The 15,531-nt window shown below is 71.9% G+C and carries 16 protein-coding genes; 12 read left to right on the top strand and 4 right to left on the bottom strand.

The genetic code is table 11. The features are described from left to right. From egtC to ACZ63E_RS30950, 4 genes are all read left to right on the top strand, one after another. Positions 1-765: an ergothioneine biosynthesis protein EgtC gene (gene egtC / locus ACZ63E_RS30965; RefSeq protein WP_465339677.1), complete on the top strand. Its 765-nt coding sequence runs from the start codon at positions 1-3 to the stop codon at positions 763-765. After that, the gene (egtD, locus tag ACZ63E_RS30960; RefSeq protein WP_465339676.1) at positions 762-1,739 is read left to right on the top strand and encodes an L-histidine N(alpha)-methyltransferase; all 978 of its coding nucleotides are present in this window, start codon (positions 762-764) and stop codon (positions 1,737-1,739) included. The genes egtC and egtD overlap by 4 nt, the downstream gene beginning before the upstream one ends. Before the next feature lie 46 nt (positions 1,740-1,785). Then, positions 1,786-2,208: a nitroreductase family deazaflavin-dependent oxidoreductase gene (locus ACZ63E_RS30955; RefSeq protein ID WP_465339827.1), complete on the top strand. Its 423-nt coding sequence runs from the start codon at positions 1,786-1,788 to the stop codon at positions 2,206-2,208. 142 nt (positions 2,209-2,350) lie between these two features. Then, positions 2,351-3,955, top strand: coding sequence for an alpha/beta hydrolase (locus ACZ63E_RS30950; protein WP_465339826.1), 1,605 nt, complete (start codon positions 2,351-2,353; stop codon positions 3,953-3,955). Between the two features lie 46 nt (positions 3,956-4,001). Here the strand turns inward: ACZ63E_RS30950 and ACZ63E_RS30945 are convergent, their stop codons facing one another. Beyond that, positions 4,002-4,157: a hypothetical protein gene (locus ACZ63E_RS30945; protein WP_465339825.1), complete on the bottom strand. Its 156-nt coding sequence runs from the start codon at positions 4,155-4,157 to the stop codon at positions 4,002-4,004. Positions 4,158-4,255: 98 nt separating this feature from the next. Between ACZ63E_RS30945 and ACZ63E_RS30940 the strand changes: the two genes are divergently transcribed. Both ACZ63E_RS30940 and ACZ63E_RS30935 read left to right on the top strand, forming a co-directional pair. Continuing rightward, complete coding sequence (locus tag ACZ63E_RS30940; protein WP_465339675.1) at positions 4,256-4,537, top strand: hypothetical protein; 282 nt, start codon at positions 4,256-4,258, stop codon at positions 4,535-4,537. 55 nt (positions 4,538-4,592) lie between these two features. Then, positions 4,593-5,300: an MgtC/SapB family protein gene (locus ACZ63E_RS30935; RefSeq protein WP_465339674.1), complete on the top strand. Its 708-nt coding sequence runs from the start codon at positions 4,593-4,595 to the stop codon at positions 5,298-5,300. A gap of 4 nt (positions 5,301-5,304) precedes the next feature. On the opposite strand, the gene ACZ63E_RS30930 is transcribed toward ACZ63E_RS30935, so the two are convergent. Beyond that, complete coding sequence (locus ACZ63E_RS30930; protein WP_465339673.1) at positions 5,305-6,036, bottom strand: dienelactone hydrolase family protein; 732 nt, start codon at positions 6,034-6,036, stop codon at positions 5,305-5,307. Between the two features lie 115 nt (positions 6,037-6,151). After that, the gene (gene acnA / locus ACZ63E_RS30925) at positions 6,152-8,983 is read right to left on the bottom strand and encodes an aconitate hydratase AcnA (protein WP_465339672.1); all 2,832 of its coding nucleotides are present in this window, start codon (positions 8,981-8,983) and stop codon (positions 6,152-6,154) included. Positions 8,984-9,313: 330 nt separating this feature from the next. Between acnA and ACZ63E_RS30920 the strand changes: the two genes are divergently transcribed. Further along, entirely contained in the window at positions 9,314-10,636 is a 1,323-nt protein-coding gene (locus ACZ63E_RS30920) for an NlpC/P60 family protein (protein WP_465339824.1), read from the top strand. Between the two features lie 7 nt (positions 10,637-10,643). Here ACZ63E_RS30920 and ACZ63E_RS30915 read toward each other — a convergent pair whose 3' ends face one another. Continuing rightward, complete coding sequence (locus ACZ63E_RS30915) at positions 10,644-11,045, bottom strand: DUF1801 domain-containing protein (RefSeq protein ID WP_465339671.1); 402 nt, start codon at positions 11,043-11,045, stop codon at positions 10,644-10,646. A 60-nt stretch (positions 11,046-11,105) separates the two neighbouring features. Here ACZ63E_RS30915 and ACZ63E_RS30910 point away from each other — a divergent pair, with 60 nt between their 5' ends. From ACZ63E_RS30910 to ACZ63E_RS30890, 5 genes are all read left to right on the top strand, one after another. Further along, positions 11,106-11,816 carry an SAM-dependent methyltransferase gene (locus ACZ63E_RS30910; RefSeq protein ID WP_465339670.1) on the top strand — a complete coding sequence of 237 codons (711 nt, stop codon included), beginning with the start codon at positions 11,106-11,108 and terminating at the stop codon, positions 11,814-11,816. A gap of 10 nt (positions 11,817-11,826) precedes the next feature. Beyond that, positions 11,827-12,372 (top strand): molybdenum cofactor guanylyltransferase, encoded by a 546-nt coding sequence (mobA, locus tag ACZ63E_RS30905; RefSeq protein WP_465339669.1) that lies wholly within the window; start codon positions 11,827-11,829, stop codon positions 12,370-12,372. Between the two features lie 156 nt (positions 12,373-12,528). Further along, on the top strand, positions 12,529-13,602 hold the full coding sequence (locus tag ACZ63E_RS30900; protein WP_360181304.1) for an AAA family ATPase: 1,074 nt from the start codon (positions 12,529-12,531) through the stop codon (positions 13,600-13,602). A gap of 7 nt (positions 13,603-13,609) precedes the next feature. Then, positions 13,610-14,554, top strand: a complete 945-nt coding sequence (locus tag ACZ63E_RS30895; RefSeq protein WP_465339668.1) for a DUF58 domain-containing protein — start codon at positions 13,610-13,612, stop codon at positions 14,552-14,554. After that, positions 14,551-15,531: a VWA domain-containing protein gene (locus tag ACZ63E_RS30890; protein ID WP_465305208.1), complete on the top strand. Its 981-nt coding sequence runs from the start codon at positions 14,551-14,553 to the stop codon at positions 15,529-15,531. The genes ACZ63E_RS30895 and ACZ63E_RS30890 overlap by 4 nt, the downstream gene beginning before the upstream one ends.

The following is a 15,531-nucleotide window of genomic DNA, read 5'->3' as shown; positions in this document are numbered from 1 at the left end:
ATGTGCAGGCACATCGCCTACCTCGGCGAGCCCGTTTCCCCCGCCGAGGCCGTTTTCCGCGCGCCGCATTCGCTGCTGGTGCAGTCCTACGCCCCGGCGGACATGCGGGGCGGCGGCACGGTGAACGCCGACGGCTTCGGGCTCGGCTGGTACCTCGAACCGGGCGCGGTGCCCCTGCGGCACCGTCGCTCGACACCCCTGTGGACGGACGAGTCGCTGCCGCCGCTGGCCGCGGCGCTCACCGCGCACGCGTTCGTCGCCGCGGCCCGCAACGGCACCACCGGCTTGCCGGTGACCGAGGCGGCCGCGGCGCCGTTCACCACGGGCCGGTGGCTGTTCAGCCACAACGGCGTCGTCCGCGGCTTCCCGGACTCGCTGGCCGAACTGGCCAAGACCCTGCCGGTCACCGAGCTGCTGACCCTGGAGGCGCCGACGGACTCGGTTGTGCTCTGGGGCCTGCTGCGCGCCCGGCTCGCGGCCGGGGAAGACCCTTTGACGGCGGTGGCCGGGCTGACCACCGCCGTCGAGGCGGCCGCACCCGGCTCCCGGCTCAACTTCCTGCTCACCGACGGCGAAACGCTGATCGGCACGACCTGGACGCACGCGCTGTCGGTGCTGGAGACACCCACGGGTGTGCTGCTGGCGTCCGAACCGTGTGACGGCGATCCGCGCTGGAAACCCGTTCCCGACCACCACGCGGTGCGCGTCCGGCGCGGCCGGCCCGTCGAACTGCTTCCCCTGAACCTGGAAGGCCTGTCCCGATGACCGAAGTCGATCTCGACCACCACCGTTCCGGCGACGCCGTCACCGCGGAGCTGCGCGCGGACGTCGTCGCCGGGCTCACCGCCGCGCAGAAGTGGCTGCCGCCCAAGTGGTTCTACGACGCCGACGGCAGTGAGCTGTTCGAGAAGATCACCCAGCTGCCGGAGTACTACCCGACCCGCAGCGAGCGCGAGGTGCTGGCCGCGCACGCCGGTGACGTCGCGGAGCTGACCGGCGCGCACACGCTCGTCGAGCTCGGGTCCGGGTCGAGCGAGAAGACCCGGCTGCTGCTCGACGCGCTGACCGCGAGCGGGACGCTGGAGGCGTTCGTCCCGCTCGACGTCTCCGAGTCCGCGCTCGCCGAAGCCGCCGAGGCGATCTCGAAGGACTACCCGGGGCTGACGGTCCGCGGGGTCGTCGGCGACTTCACCCAGCACCTCGACCTGCTGCCCGGCGGGCAGCCGCGGGTGGTGGCCTTCCTCGGCGGCACGATCGGCAACTTCCTGCCCGCCGACCGCACGGCGTTCCTGCGGTCGGTGCGGGAGGTCCTGGCCGAGGGGGAGTGGCTGCTGCTCGGCACCGACCTGGTGAAGGATCCTGGCGTTCTCGAGCGTGCGTACGACGACGCGGCCGGCGTGACGGGCGAGTTCAACAAGAACGTGCTGCGGGTGATCAACACGCGGCTCGGCGCGAACTTCGACCCGGACGAGTTCGAGCACGTCTCGCACTGGGATGCCGAAAACGAGTGGATCGAGATGCGCCTGCGGGCGCCGCGCGCGCTGACCGTGGACATCCCCGGCGCGGACCTGACGGTGGCCTTCGCCGAAGGGGAGCACATCCGCACCGAGATCTCGGCCAAGTTCCGGCCCGCCGGGGTCGAGGCCGAGCTGGCCGCGGCCGGGTTCGCGCTTGAGCGGTGGTGGACCGACTCCCAGCAGCGGTTCGGGGTGAGCCTGGCAAGATCCGTGCGTGGCTAATCCTCTCCGGGCGCTGGCCCGGGCCGTCGGCACGAAGCCGTGGCTGATGCGTTCGGCTCGGTTTGTCGTGTGGGCGGACAAAAAACTGCACCGGGCGTTCGGCGGCCGGGTGAGCCTCGTCGCGCTCGCCGGGCTGCCGTCCCTGCGCCTCACGACGACCGGCCGCAAGAGCGGGCTGCCCCGCAGCACCAACCTGCTCTACTACCCGCACGGCAACGGCTTTGTGCTGACGGCGTCCAACTGGGGCCGCCCGAACGACCCGGCCTGGGCGCTCAACCTGCGCACGAACCCGAAGGCCTCGGTCGCACTGGCGGGCCGCCCGGCGGAGGTGGTCGCGCGCGAGCTGACGGGCGAGGAGTACACCGCGATGTGGCGGGAGCTCCTCGCCTTCTGGCCGGGCTACGCGATGGAGCAGAAGGAGGCGGGCCGCCCGTTGCCCGTTTTCCTCCTGGACCGCATCACTCGATAGGTTTCCACCATCCTTTCGGACGGTGACGGTATTCACCGATTTGTGCCAGTCTCACCCGGGTAACGCGCCGTGACGTCGTGAACGCGCGGCGAGTGCGTGACCTAGGGAGGGAGACGTCGTGCGGAGATCCACAAAGGGCCGGGTGCGCTCGTTCGCGCTGGTGGGGGCACTCGTGGCCGGGCTCGGCGTGGCCGGGGCCACCGGCACCGCCGCCGCCGCGACCGACGCCGCCGTCAAGCCGGCCGTGGTCGGCGCGACCGCCCCGGTGAGCTGGGGCGCCTGCCCGTCCGCGACCCTCGCCGGGGTGCCCGCGGACGAGGTGAAGTTCTACAGCTGCGCGCGCTACCGCGTGCCGATCGACCACGACAACTCGTCGCTGGGCACCATCGACATCGCCCTGCTCAAGCGCGCGGCCCGCACACCCGCCGCCCGCGTCGGCTCGCTGTTCCTCAACCCCGGCGGCCCCGGCGGCTCGGGGCTGCGGATGCCGATCAGCGGCCCGTTCATCTTCCAGCCGCCGGTGCTCGACCGCTTCGACCTGATCGGGTTCGACCCGCGCGGGGTCGGGGACAGCAACCCGCTGCGGTGCTTCACCACCCAGGAGGACGCGGACGAAGTCTTCGGCGCCCAGGTCGCGGTGCCGCTGAGCCGCCCCCAGATCTCCGCCACCCTCGCCAGTTACCGCGACTACGGCCAGTTCTGCAAGAACAACGCCGGCTCGCTGCTCAACCACATGTCCACCAAGGACGTCGTGCGTGACCTCGACACGCTGCGCGCGGCGGTCGGCGACCGGAAGCTGACCTACGTCGGCTTCTCGTACGGGACGCTGATCGGCTCGACCTACACCTCGATGTTCCCGAAGCAGTCCCGGGCGATCGTCATCGACGGCAACGTCGACCCGAAGCTGCGCACGAGCGACGGCGTCGAGTACGACCGGCAGCGCGCGCAGGGCTTCGAGATCTCGCTCGACGGCTTCCTGAAGCGGTGCGACCAGGCCGGCCCGAAGTGCGCGTTCAGCGACGGCACCCCGCGGGCGAAGTTCGACGAGCTGCGCGAGTACCTGCGCAAGCAGCCGATCACCCTCCCGGGCAGCGAACCACTGGACATCAACGCGTTCACCGGCGCGGTTTCGAGCATCCTGTACTCGCCGTCGAGGTTCCCCGCCCTGGCCGAGGACCTGCAGGTGCTCTACACCGCGATCCACCCGGCGGGCGCGCAGGCGCAGACGCTGCAGGCCCGCGGGCTGAAGGCGCTCACCGGCGGCCAGCAGGGCCTCGCCGACCTGGCCCCGGACAGCCCCTACACCAGCGACGACTCGTACTTCGCCGTCAACTGCGCGGACAAGCCGTTCAAGATCAAGCAGGAGCAGGTGCCGGACATCGCCGCGAAGTGGGAGCGCGAGTCGCGCACCTTCGGCCGCTACCAGGCCTTCGCCGACACGGCGGCCTGCCCGGTGTGGCCGGCGAAGAAGCCGGACGCCTACCGCGGGCCGTGGCAGGCGAAGACCGACGTCCCGGTCGTCGTGGTCGGCAACTACTACGACCCGGCGACGCAGTACAAGTTCGCCCAGCGGATGGCGGCGCAGCTGGGCAACACCCGGCTGCTGTCGGTCGACGCGTTCGGCCACTGCATCCTCGGTGACGCCCTCGGCGTCGACAAGGCCGTGGCGGACTACCTGATCGACCTGAAGGTCCCGGCCAACGGCCAGGTCTTCCAGCCGAACGTCCAGCCGTTCGAAACGCCGTAAGCCCGATGTGACCGGGCCGGGGTGACGCTGTCGCCCCGGCCCGTTCTCATGTCCCGAGCAGCCGGTCCAGCAGATCCCCGGCGGCGGCCTCGGCTTCGGCGACCGCGGTTTTGTGGTCGTCGGCCCGGGCGGCCGGCAACGCGATCTCGTTCATCCCGGCGAGCAGCACGTGGGCGAAGAGGTCCACGCGCGCGGCGGGGATCCGGCCCCTCGACGGCCCCCTCCGCGCCGACCCGGTCGTCGACGCCGCAGCGGGCCCGGACCGGTGCGCTCGGCGGCGGCTACGAGCACCCGGACCGGGTGCCGGACGAGGTCCTGGACGCCTTCGTCCGCCCGGTGTTCGGCACCCTCGACGCGGCCCGGCAGTTCGAGCGCCTGCTCCCCGACGAGCGGCCGCAGACCTCGTCCCGCACCTGCGCCGGCACTGGGCGTAGTGATCATCACAGCCCTGACCCGCAGGTTTCGGTTACAGTGGTGTGGTTGATCAACTACGAGCACCGGAAGCGAGGTGAGCGGCACATGCCAGCGGACAGTCAGCGGACGACCGGGCGTGCGCTCACCGGAGGCTTCCGGCTGGGCTGATAGCGTCCGGTCTCCTCCTGTCCGGCAGTGCGCGCACGCCGGAAACGAGTCGGACATGACCATCTTCGAAATGCTGCTGCGCGTCGGCGCCGGCGTCGGCCTGGGCGCCGTCATCGGGTTCGAGCGCCAGTTCCGCGCCCGGATGGCCGGGCTGCGCACCAACGCCCTGGTCGCGGTCGGCGCGACGCTCTTCGTCCTGCTGTCCGCCCACGGCTTCGGCGGTCTGTCCGGTAGCGGTGACGCCGACCCGACGCGGGTGGCCGCGCAGATCGTCTCGGGCATCGGCTTCCTCGGTGCCGGCGTGATCATGCGCGACGGCCTCAACGTCCGCGGCCTCAACACGGCGGCGACGCTGTGGTGCTCCGCCGCGGTGGGTTCCCTGGCGGGCGCCGGGTTGTTCGTGGTCGCGGCGGCCGGGACCACCGTCGTGGTCGGGGTGAACGTGGTGCTGCGGCCGCTGGGCCGGGTCGTCGACCGCCGCCCCGACTCGGGCGAGGAAACCCCCGCCCGCTACGAGTTTCAGGCGGTGACCCGCGACGACTCGGAGGCGCACGTGCGAGCGTTGCTCGTGCAGGCGCTGGCCCGCACGGACTTCCGGCTGCTGTCGGTGCTGAGCACGGACCAGCCGGAGAGCCGCACGGTCGAGGTCCGCGCCGAGCTGGCCGCCGACCAGCGCGACGACGCCCAGATGGAGTCGGCGGTGTCGCGGCTTTCGCTGGAGCCCTCGGTTTCCAGCGTGCGCTGGGAAGCCGTGCCCGCCTAGCGGCTCACTCGGCTGCGGGCAGGCATTCGGCGAGCAGGGCGAGGACGTCGCGCCAGGCACGTTCGGCGTGCCGGGCGTGGTAGCCGACGCCGGGGAGCACGGTCTGGCCGGTCCCGAGCGGCGGGTGGTGGAACGCGTGCTCGGCGCCGCCGTAGGTGACCAGGCGCCAGTCGACGCCCGCGGCCTGCATCTCGGCGGCGAACGCCTCGCGTTGCTCCGGCGGCTGGATCGGGTCCTCCGACCCGACCCCGGCCCACACCGGGCAGCGGATGCGCGCCGCCTCACCGGGCCGGCCGGTGATCAAGCCGTTGACCGTGGCGATCGCGCGCAGGCCGGCCCCGGCGCGCCCGAGCTCCAGCACGACCGCGCCGCCGGTGCCGTAGCCGATGCCGGCGACGTGGTCCGGGTCGGTCCGGGGTTCGGCGCGCAGCACGTCGAGCGCGGCGAAGCCGATGTCGCGGAGCCGGTCGGGGTCCTCCAGCAGCGGCAGGCACCGCGCCAGCATCTCCTGCGGGTCGGTGAACCAGCGGCCACCGTGCAGGTCGAAGGCCAGCGCCACGTACCCCAGCTCGGCCAGGGCGTCGGCCCGGCCGCGCTGGAAGTCGTTGAGCCCTGGTCCTTCGGGCCCGACGAGCACCGCGGGACGGCGGCCGTCGCCGGCCGGGACCGCGAGGTGCCCGACCATCGTCAGGCCGTCGGCCGGGTATTCGACGGTGCGTGTCGTGATCGTCCCCATGGGAGGCGACTGTAGTGATCGCCGAGCCCGGCCGGGCCCGTGTTCACCGCGGGCGGAAACGAGCGAAGGCCTCCCCGCTCCGGGAGCGGGGAGGCCTTCACAAACGCGGAAACCCTTACGCCTGCGTCATCTTCCGCAGCACGTACTGCAGGATGCCGCCGTTGCGGTAGTAGTCCGCCTCACCCGGGGTGTCGATGCGGACGTCCGCCTCGAACTCCACCTTGCTGCCGTCCTGCTTGGTCGCGGTGACGTGCACGGTGCGCGGGGTGTCGCCGTCGTTCAGCGCCGTGATGCCCGAGATGTCGAACGTCTCGGTGCCGTCTAGGTTCAGCGACTCGGCCGACTCGCCCGCCGGGAACTGCAGCGGGATGACACCCATGCCGATCAGGTTCGACCGGTGGATGCGCTCGAACGACTCGGTGATCACCGCGCGCACGCCCAGCAGCGACGTGCCCTTGGCCGCCCAGTCACGCGACGAGCCGGAGCCGTACTCCTTGCCGCCCAGCACGACCAGCGGAATGTCGGCCGCAGCATAGTTTTGCGCCGCGTCGTAGATGAACGACTGCGGGGCGTCGTCCTGGGTGAAGTCGCGGGTGTAGCCGCCCTGCACGTCGTCCAGGAGCTGGTTGCGCAGCCGGATGTTCGCGAAGGTGCCGCGGATCATCACCTCGTGGTTGCCGCGCCGCGAGCCGTAGGAGTTGAAGTCCTTCTTCTCCACGCCGTGCTCGGTCAGGTACTGCGCGGCCGGGGTGCCCGGCTTGATCGCGCCGGCGGGGGAGATGTGGTCGGTCGTGACCGAGTCGCCCAGCTTCGCGAGCACCCGCGCGCCGGAGATGTCGGTGACCGCCGCCGGCTCCGGCGTCATGCCCTCGAAGTACGGGGGCTTCCGGACGTAGGTGGACTCGGCGTCCCACTCGAAGGTCTTGCCCTCCGGGGTGGGCAGCGCCTTCCAGCGCTCGCCGCCGTCGAAGACGTCGGCGTAGTCCTTGGTGAACATCTCCTGCGTGATCGCGTAGTCGATGGTCTCCTGGATCTCCTGCGCCGTCGGCCAGATGTCCTTCAGGAAGACGTCGGTACCGTCGCTGTCCTGGCCCAGCGGCTGGTTCGCGAAGTCGAAGTCCATCGTGCCGGCCAGCGCGTAGGCGATGACCAGCGGCGGCGACGCGAGGTAGTTCATCTTCACGTCGGGGTTGATCCGGCCTTCGAAGTTCCGGTTGCCCGAGAGCACCGAAACCGCGGTGAGGTCGTTCTCCTGGATGGCCGCGGAGATCTCGTCCGAGAGCGGGCCGGAGTTGCCGATGCACGTGGTACAGCCGTAGCCGACCAGGTGGTAGCCCAGCTTCTCCAGGTACGGCCACAGGTTGGCCTTGGTGTAGTAGTCGGTGACGACCTGCGAGCCCGGCGCCATCGACGTCTTGACCCACGGCTTCACCGCGAGGCCCTTGTCCACGGCGTTGCGCGCCAGCAGCGCGGCGCCGAGCATGACCGACGGGTTCGAGGTGTTGGTGCAGGAGGTGATCGAGGCGATCACCACGGCGCCGTGGTCGAGCACGAACTCACCGCGGTCGGAGGTCGAGACCTTGACCGGCTTGCTCGGGCGGCCCGACGCGCCGTTCGCGGCGGACGAGGTCACCGGCGCGGCGTCGTCATCGGCGAACGACAGCGACGGTGAGTCGCTGGCCGGGAAGGACTCCTCGGAGGCCTCGTCCATCTTGGTGTGCGGCGTGGCCTCCTCGCCGTCCACGTAGTCGTGGATCGACTTGCGGAACGACGACTTCGCGTCCGACAGCTCGATGCGGTCCTGCGGGCGCTTCGGGCCGGCGATCGACGGGACGACCGTCGAGAGGTCCAGCTCGAGGTACTCGGAGTAGGCCGCCTCGTGCGACGGGTCGTGCCAGAGGCCCTGCAGCTTGGCGTACTCCTCGACCAGTGCTACCTGCTCGGCCGAGCGGCCGGTCAGCTTGAGGTAGCGGACGGTCTCCTCGTCGATCGGGAAGATCGCCGCGGTGGAGCCGAACTCCGGGCTCATGTTGCCGATGGTGGCGCGGTTGGCCAGCGGCACCGCGGCCACGCTCTCGCCGTAGAACTCGACGAACTTGCCGACCACGCCGTGGCGGCGCAGCATCTCGGTGATCGTGAGCACGACGTCGGTGGCGGTGACGCCGGCCGGGATCTCGCCGGTCAGCTTGAAGCCGACGACGCGCGGGATGAGCATGGAGACCGGCTGGCCCAGCATGGCGGCCTCGGCCTCGATGCCGCCGACGCCCCAGCCCAGCACGCCGAGGCCGTTGACCATGGTGGTGTGCGAGTCGGTGCCGACGCAGGAGTCGGGGTAGGCCTGCCCGTTGCGCGACATCACCGTGCGGGCGAGGTGCTCGATGTTGACCTGGTGCACGATGCCGGTGCCCGGCGGGACGACCTTGAACTCGTCGAAGGCGCCCTGGCCCCAGCGCAGGAACTGGTAGCGCTCGCGGTTGCGCTCGTACTCGATCTCGACGTTGCGCTCGAACGCGTCGGGGCGGCCGAAGACGTCGATGATCACCGAGTGGTCGATGACCAGCTCGGCCGGGGCGAGCGGGTTGACCTTGTCGGGGTCGCCGCCGAGGTCGGTGACGGCCTCGCGCATGGTGGCGAGGTCGACGACGCAGGGGACACCGGTGAAGTCCTGCATGATCACGCGCGCCGGCGTGAACTGGATCTCGATCGACGGGTCGGCCTTCGGATCCCACGAGCTCAGCGCGCGGATGTGGTCGGCGGTGATGTTCGCGCCGTCCTCGGTGCGCAGCAGGTTCTCGAGCAGGACCTTCAGGCTGTACGGCAGGCGCTCGGCGCCCTCGACCTTGTTCAGGCGGAACACCTCGTACGAGGCGTCGCCGACCTTCAGCGTGTCTTTGGCGCCGAAGCTGTCCTTGCTGGCAGGTGCGGTCACGTCTAACTCCAGTGGCATGGACTTCCGCGCCGGTGCGGCGGTCGAGTCCTGAGGTCAGTTCGGTCGGGTTCGGTGCTGGCGAGTCTTGCGCACCCCCACCGTAGGACCGGATTCGGGATGGCACACCTCGCGGTGCTTCAAACAGTACGCGTGTCCTGTTTGGGGTTCAAGACGACACGCGGTGTGGGCTGCGCCATCCGCGCCGGGGGTCCCTCAATAAGGGGAATTGGTGCCTACGGTGTGTAAGTTTCCGGTGATGCTTGTGATAGTGGTGTGACTGCAGTGACGCGCGATGTGCGCAGGTGAGCGGAGGTGGCGGTCGTGCCGGAACGGCGCAGGGGCTGGTGTGTGCCGAGCGGGCGCCGTGGACTGACCGTGAGCACCCTGGTCCTGGTGATCTTGTTCGGCGCGGGCGGCACCGGCCTGGCCGCGCCCCCGCCGCCACCCAACCCGAGCGACTCGGAGCTGAACTCCAGCAAGGCCCAGGCGAACGCGAAGGCCGGTGAGGTCGGCAAGCTGACCAACCAGCTCGCCCAGGCCGAGCAGAAGCTGTCACAGCTGCAGGACGACGTCGAGCTCAAGCAGGAAGAGGCCAACAAGGCCCTGGTCGACCTGCAGTCCGCCCAGGACGCGGCGACCCAGGCGGAGAACGACGCCAAGGCCGCCCGGACCGAGGCCGACGCCGCGGCCGGCGCGATCGAGAAGGCCCGCGCGGACCTCCGGACCTTCGCCGCCGCCAGCTTCCAGCAGGGCAGCACGGTCGGCTCGCTCTCGGCGTACCTCAGCGCCGACAGCCCCAAGGACATGCTCGCCCGCGCGCAGCTGCTCGACGCCGTCGGCGGCGACCGGCTCAACGCCCTCGACCGGCTCCAGCAGGCGCAGACCGAGAAGTCGAACAAGGACTCCGCAGCCCGCAAGGCCGCCGAGATCGCGCAGCAGAAGCAGGACGCCGCGCGCGAGGCGAAGACCAGCGCGGACTCCGCGCAGGCCAGGGCGATCAGCGCGCAGGACAGCCAGGCGACGCAGAACACCCAGCTCGAGAAGAACAAGGCCGACGTCGAGCAGCAGCTCTACACCGCGCAGGCCAAGGTCAGCGGCCTGCAGGGCCAGCGGCAGCGCTACCAGGACTGGCTCGCGCAGAAGCAGCGCGAGGACGACGAGCGCGCCCGACAGGCAGCGCTTGGTTCCTCCGGTGGCGGCGGTGGCCGCCCGGCGAGCAAGCCGGCGGCGGGGCCGACCGGCTCGGCGGGAACATCCATCGAGGCAGTCATCGCCCGGGCGCTGTCCAAGGTCGGCCTGCCCTACGCGTGGGGCGGCGGCAACGCGAGCGGCCCGACCCGCGGCATCCGCGACGGCGGTGTCGCCGACCGCTACGGCGACTACAACAAGATCGGCTTCGACTGCTCCGGCCTGATGATCTACGCGTTCGCCGGGGTCCGGGGCCTGCCGCACTACAGCGGCTACCAGTACACCGCGGGCCGCCGGGTCCCGCTGTCGCAGATGCGCCGCGGCGACATGCTGTTCTGGGGCGGCGCGGGCGGCATCCACCACGTCGCGCTCTACCTCGGTGGCGGCCAGATGGTCGAGGCGCCGCAGTCCGGCCTGCGGGTCCGGATCGCGCCGGTGCGCTACGGCGGGATCATGCCGTACGCGACCCGGCTCGTCGGCTGAGCGCCGGTCAGCCCGTCTGCTCGCGCTTGAGCTTGCGCCAGCCACCGGCCCGGTTGTTCGCGATGATCTGCCGGAACATGGCGGTGAGCGCGGGCGCGTTGATCGGCTCGCCTTCGCGGAAGGCGACCGTCCGGGCGGTCTTGTTGTCGTGCCCGGCGGTGATGATGCCTTCGGGGTCCGGGACGATGCCGCCGTCGTAGACGAAGACGTTGACGTGGTCCTTCGCCGCCAGCAGGGCGCAGATGTTGCCGTCCAGGACGAAGTACGGCTGCCGGGTGCGCTTGATCGTCTCGACCACCTCGGGGTCCGCCGCGTGCACCAGCTCGCGGACCTCCCGGCAGATCGCCTGCTGCCACGCGGGCAGGGCGTCGATGTAGGCGTCGACCCGCGGCTCGACGGTGTAGGTCACCGGCCGAGTATGCCCGAAACCCGGTCGACGCCGTCGCCGTCCGGGCCCCAGGATCGCCCGATGGACGACGAGCTGAACGCGCTGCGGCGCACCCGGATGCGCTGGAACACACCCCTGTCCGAGGCCCACGCCGAGCTTCTGCTCGACCGGATGGCGCTGGGGGAGGGGCATCTGGCCGACCTCGGCTGCGGCTGGGGCGAGCTGCTCCTGCGGGCGGCCGCCCGCGCGCCCGGCCTGCGCGTGACCGGCGTCGACACCGACGTGACCGGTCTCGAGCGCGGGCGGGCCGCGGCCGCTGAGCGTGGCCTGGCGGTGGACTTCACCGAGGCGGACGCCGCGACCTGGGACGGTCCCGCCGAGCGGGCCTTCTGCATCGGGGCCGCCCACATCTTCGGCTCGACGAAGGCGGCGCTCGACGGGCTCGCCCGGGTCGTGCCGTCCGGCCGGCTGCTCTACGGCGACGGCTTCTGGGCCGCCCCGCCGAACCCGGCCGCGCTGGAGATCTTCGGCCCGGACATGCTGACCCTGCCGGAGCTGGTCGACGCCGCCGGCGCGGCCGGCTGGCACGTGCACCACCTCAGCACCGCCGACCAGCTCGAATGGGACGACTTCGAGTCCACCTCGCGCGCCGGGTGGCGGGAATGGCTGTCGGCGCACCCCGGTGACCCGCGGGCCGGCGACGTGCGGGAGTGGCTGGACCGGCGGCTGCGCGAGTACGTCGGGCACTACCGGGGCGTGCTGGGCTTCACCTACCTCGTGCTGGGCCGCTAGGGTTCTCCGGATGCGCTACGCGGGGATCGTGGTGGCCGGCGGCTCGGCCCGCCGGCTGTCCGGTGTGGACGAGCCGGCGTTGCCGGTGGGCGGGAAACCGTTGCTGGCCCGCGCGATCCACGCCCTCGACGGCGCCGAGCGCGTCATCGCGGTCGGCCCGCGGCGGCCCGGGTTCGACGTCGTGTGGACCCGCGAACCGGTGCCCGGCAGCGGCCCGGTGGCCGCGCTGGCCGCCGGGCTCGCGTTCGTGCCCGGCGACGTCGAGGCGGTCGCCGTGCTGGCCGCCGACCTGCCGGGCGTCCGCCGGTCCACAGTGGACCGGCTGGTGGCGGCGATCGGCGACGGGGACGGCGCGGTGCTCGTGGACGCCGCCGGGGCGCGGCAGTGGCTGCTCGGCGCGTGGCGGGTGTCCGCACTGCGGGACGCCCTGCCCGCGCAGCTGGAAAACGCCGCCCTGCGCCGCACCCTCGCCGCGCTGCGGATCACCGACGTCCCCGCCGAACGGGGCGAAGCGGACGACATCGACACGCCCGAAGACCTCGAGCACCACCGCTGAGCGCCTGCTTCACAGATGTCACACCGGGGAAGGTGTTGGCTACCCACGGGCCAGCAGCGCGTCCGCGTGCCGGACGGACGAACGCCCGGGGGACGCAGTACGGTCGCACCGCGTGATCACCGTCGCGGGGGCGGCGCACGGATTTGAGGAGGCAGAGTGACCGAGCCCGGCTACGCCGAGGGCGGGAACGGGCAGCAGCCCGCGACGCCGGCCCGGGACGCCCAGTTGCTGGAGCGGACCGTGTTCGAGGTCAAGCGGATCATCGTCGGCCAGGACCGCCTGGTCGAGCGGATGCTCGTCGGCCTGCTGGCCAAGGGCCACCTGCTGCTCGAAGGCGTGCCCGGCGTCGCGAAGACCCTGGCCGTGGAGACGTTCGCCCGGGTCGTCGGCGGGTCGTTCTCCCGCGTGCAGTTCACCCCCGACCTGGTGCCCGCCGACATCCTCGGCACCCGGATCTACCGCCAGGGCGCCGAGCGCTTCGACGTCGAGCTCGGCCCGGTCGTGGCGAACTTCGTGCTCGCCGACGAGATCAACCGCGCGCCCGCCAAGGTCCAGTCGGCGATGCTCGAGGTGATGGCCGAGCGGCACGTGTCGATCGGCGGGCAGACGTTCCCGATGCCCGACCCGTTCCTCGTGCTGGCCACCCAGAACCCGATCGAGAACGAGGGTGTGTACCCGCTGCCGGAAGCGCAGCGTGACCGCTTCCTGTTCAAGATCCTCGTCGAGTACCCCTCCGCCGAGGAGGAGCGCGAGATCATCTACCGGATGGGCGTCACCCCGCCCACCCCGCACGAGGTGCTCAGCCCGGGCGAGCTGGTCCGGCTGCAGGGCGTCGCGGCGCAGGTGTTCGTGCACCACGCCCTCGTCGACTACGTCGTGCGCCTGGTGCTGACCACCCGGACGCCGAACGAGCACGGCCTCGCCGACGTCGCCGGCTGGGTGTCCTACGGCGCGTCGCCGCGCGCGAGCCTCGGCATCATCGCCGCCGCGCGGGCGCTGGCCCTGGTCCGCGGCCGTGACTACGTGCTGCCGCAGGACGTCGTCGACGTCGTGCCGGACGTGCTGCGCCACCGGCTCGTGCTGTCCTACGACGCGCTCGCCGACGGCGTGCCCATCGACCACATCATCACGCGCGTGCTGCAGACCGTGCCGTTGCCGCAGGTCTCGGCCCGGCCGCAGGGCGGGGCCGGCCAGGGCGGCCCGGTCCCGGCGGGCGCGCCGGTCAGGTAACCCGGCGATGGCGAAGAACGAGAAGGGCGAGCGCCCTTCGTGGGCGCCGCCGATCCTGCGCGGCGACCGGATGGAGGCCGGGCTCCGCACGCTGGAGCTCGACGTCCGCCGCCGGCTCGACGGGCTGCTGCAGGGCAACCACCTCGGCCTGGTGCCGGGGCCGGGGTCCGAGCCCGGCGAGGCGCGGCCGTACCAGCCCGGCGACGACGTGCGCCGGATGGACTGGGCCGTCACCGCCCGCACCACGACCCCGCACATCCGCGAGACCGTCGCCGACCGTGAGCTGGAGACGTGGGTGGTCGCCGATCTCTCGGCGAGCCTCGACTTCGGCACGGCGCTCTGCGAGAAGCGTGACCTGGTGGTCTGCGCGGTCGCCGCGGTCGCGCACCTGACCGGGGGCGGCGGAAACCGCATCGGCGCGCTGCTGTCGAACGGCGCGGAGACCACCCGCATCCCGGCCCGCGGCGGCCTGGCGCACGCGCGCGGCCTGATCCGCAAGGTCGTCCAGACCCCGCGGGCGCCCGAAGGCACCCGGGGCGACTTCGCCGAGGCGCTGGAGGCCCTGCGCCGTCCGCCGCGGCGGCGTGGCCTGGCCGTCGTGATCTCCGACTTCCTCGGGGAGCCGACCTGGGAGCGGCCGCTGCGCGCGCTGGGCGGGCGCCACGAGCTGATCGCGATCGAAGTCCTCGACCCGCGCGACATCGACCTGCCCGAGGTGGGCACCGTCGTGCTGGCCGACCCGGAGACAGGAAGACAGCGCGAAGTGCACGCGTCGGCCTTGCTGCGCAAGGAGTTCGGGGCCGCGGCCCACGCCCACCGCCAGCTGGTGGCGGCCGGCCTGCGCCGCGCGGGCGCGGCCCACCTGACGCTGCGCACCGACGCCGACTGGATCGCCGACATGGTGCGGTTCGTCGTGGCCCGCAAGCGGCGCTGGTCGGGGGGTGTCGCGTGAGTTTGACGGGGTTCACCGCGCCGTGGTGGTTCCTGCTGCTGATCGCCGTCGCGGCGGTCGCCGTCGGGTACGTCCTCGCGCAGCGCGCGCGCCGGAAGCGGACCATGCGGTTCGCGAACCTGGCGCTGCTGGAGAAGGTCGCGCCGAAGAGCCAGGGCTGGGTGCGGCACCTGCCGGCGGTGCTGATCGTGCTGTCGCTGCTCATCCTCACCGTCGCGCTGGCCGGGCCGACCGCCGAGCAGAAGGTGCCGCGCAACCGGGCGACCGTGATGCTGGTGATCGACGTGTCGCTGTCGATGGAGGCCACCGACGTCGCGCCGACCCGGCTGAAGGCGGCGCAGGACGCGGCGACGCAGTTCGCGCAGAACATGACCCCGGGCATCAACCTGGGCCTGATCTCGTTCGCGGGCACGGCGACGGTGCTGGTCAACCCGACGACCGACCGCAACGGCGTGATCAAGGCGATCGAGAACCTCAAGCTGGCCCAGTCGACGGCGACCGGCGAGGGCATCTTCGCGGCCCTGCAGTCGGTGGAGAGCTTCTCCAGCGTCGTCGGCGGCGCCGACGGCCCGCCCCCGGCTCGCATAGTGCTGATGTCCGACGGCAAGCAGACGGTGCCCGAAGACCTGTATGCGGCCCGCGGCGGTTACACGGCGGCCCAGGCGGCGAAGCAGGCCGGCGTCCCGATCTCGTCCATCTCGTTCGGCACCACGCACGGCTCGGTCGACATCGACGGCAAGGCCCAGCCGGTGAGCGTCGACGACGAGTCCCTGCGCGAAATCGCGCGCCTGTCCGGTGGCGACTTCTACAAGGCGGCGAGTGCCGAGGAGCTGAAGAAGGTCTACGGCGACCTCGGCGAGCAGATCGGCTACGAGATCAAGGACGCCGACGCGAGCAAGCCGTGGGTGGTGGTCGGCACGCTCATCCTGATGATGGGCGCGGCGGCGAGCCTGTTCTTCGGCCAGAGACTCCCGTGA

The organism is Amycolatopsis sp. NPDC104819 (assembly GCF_055583145.1).
Note: the sequence above shows the minus strand (reverse complement) of the source record. Positions and strands in the feature narration are given on the sequence as shown.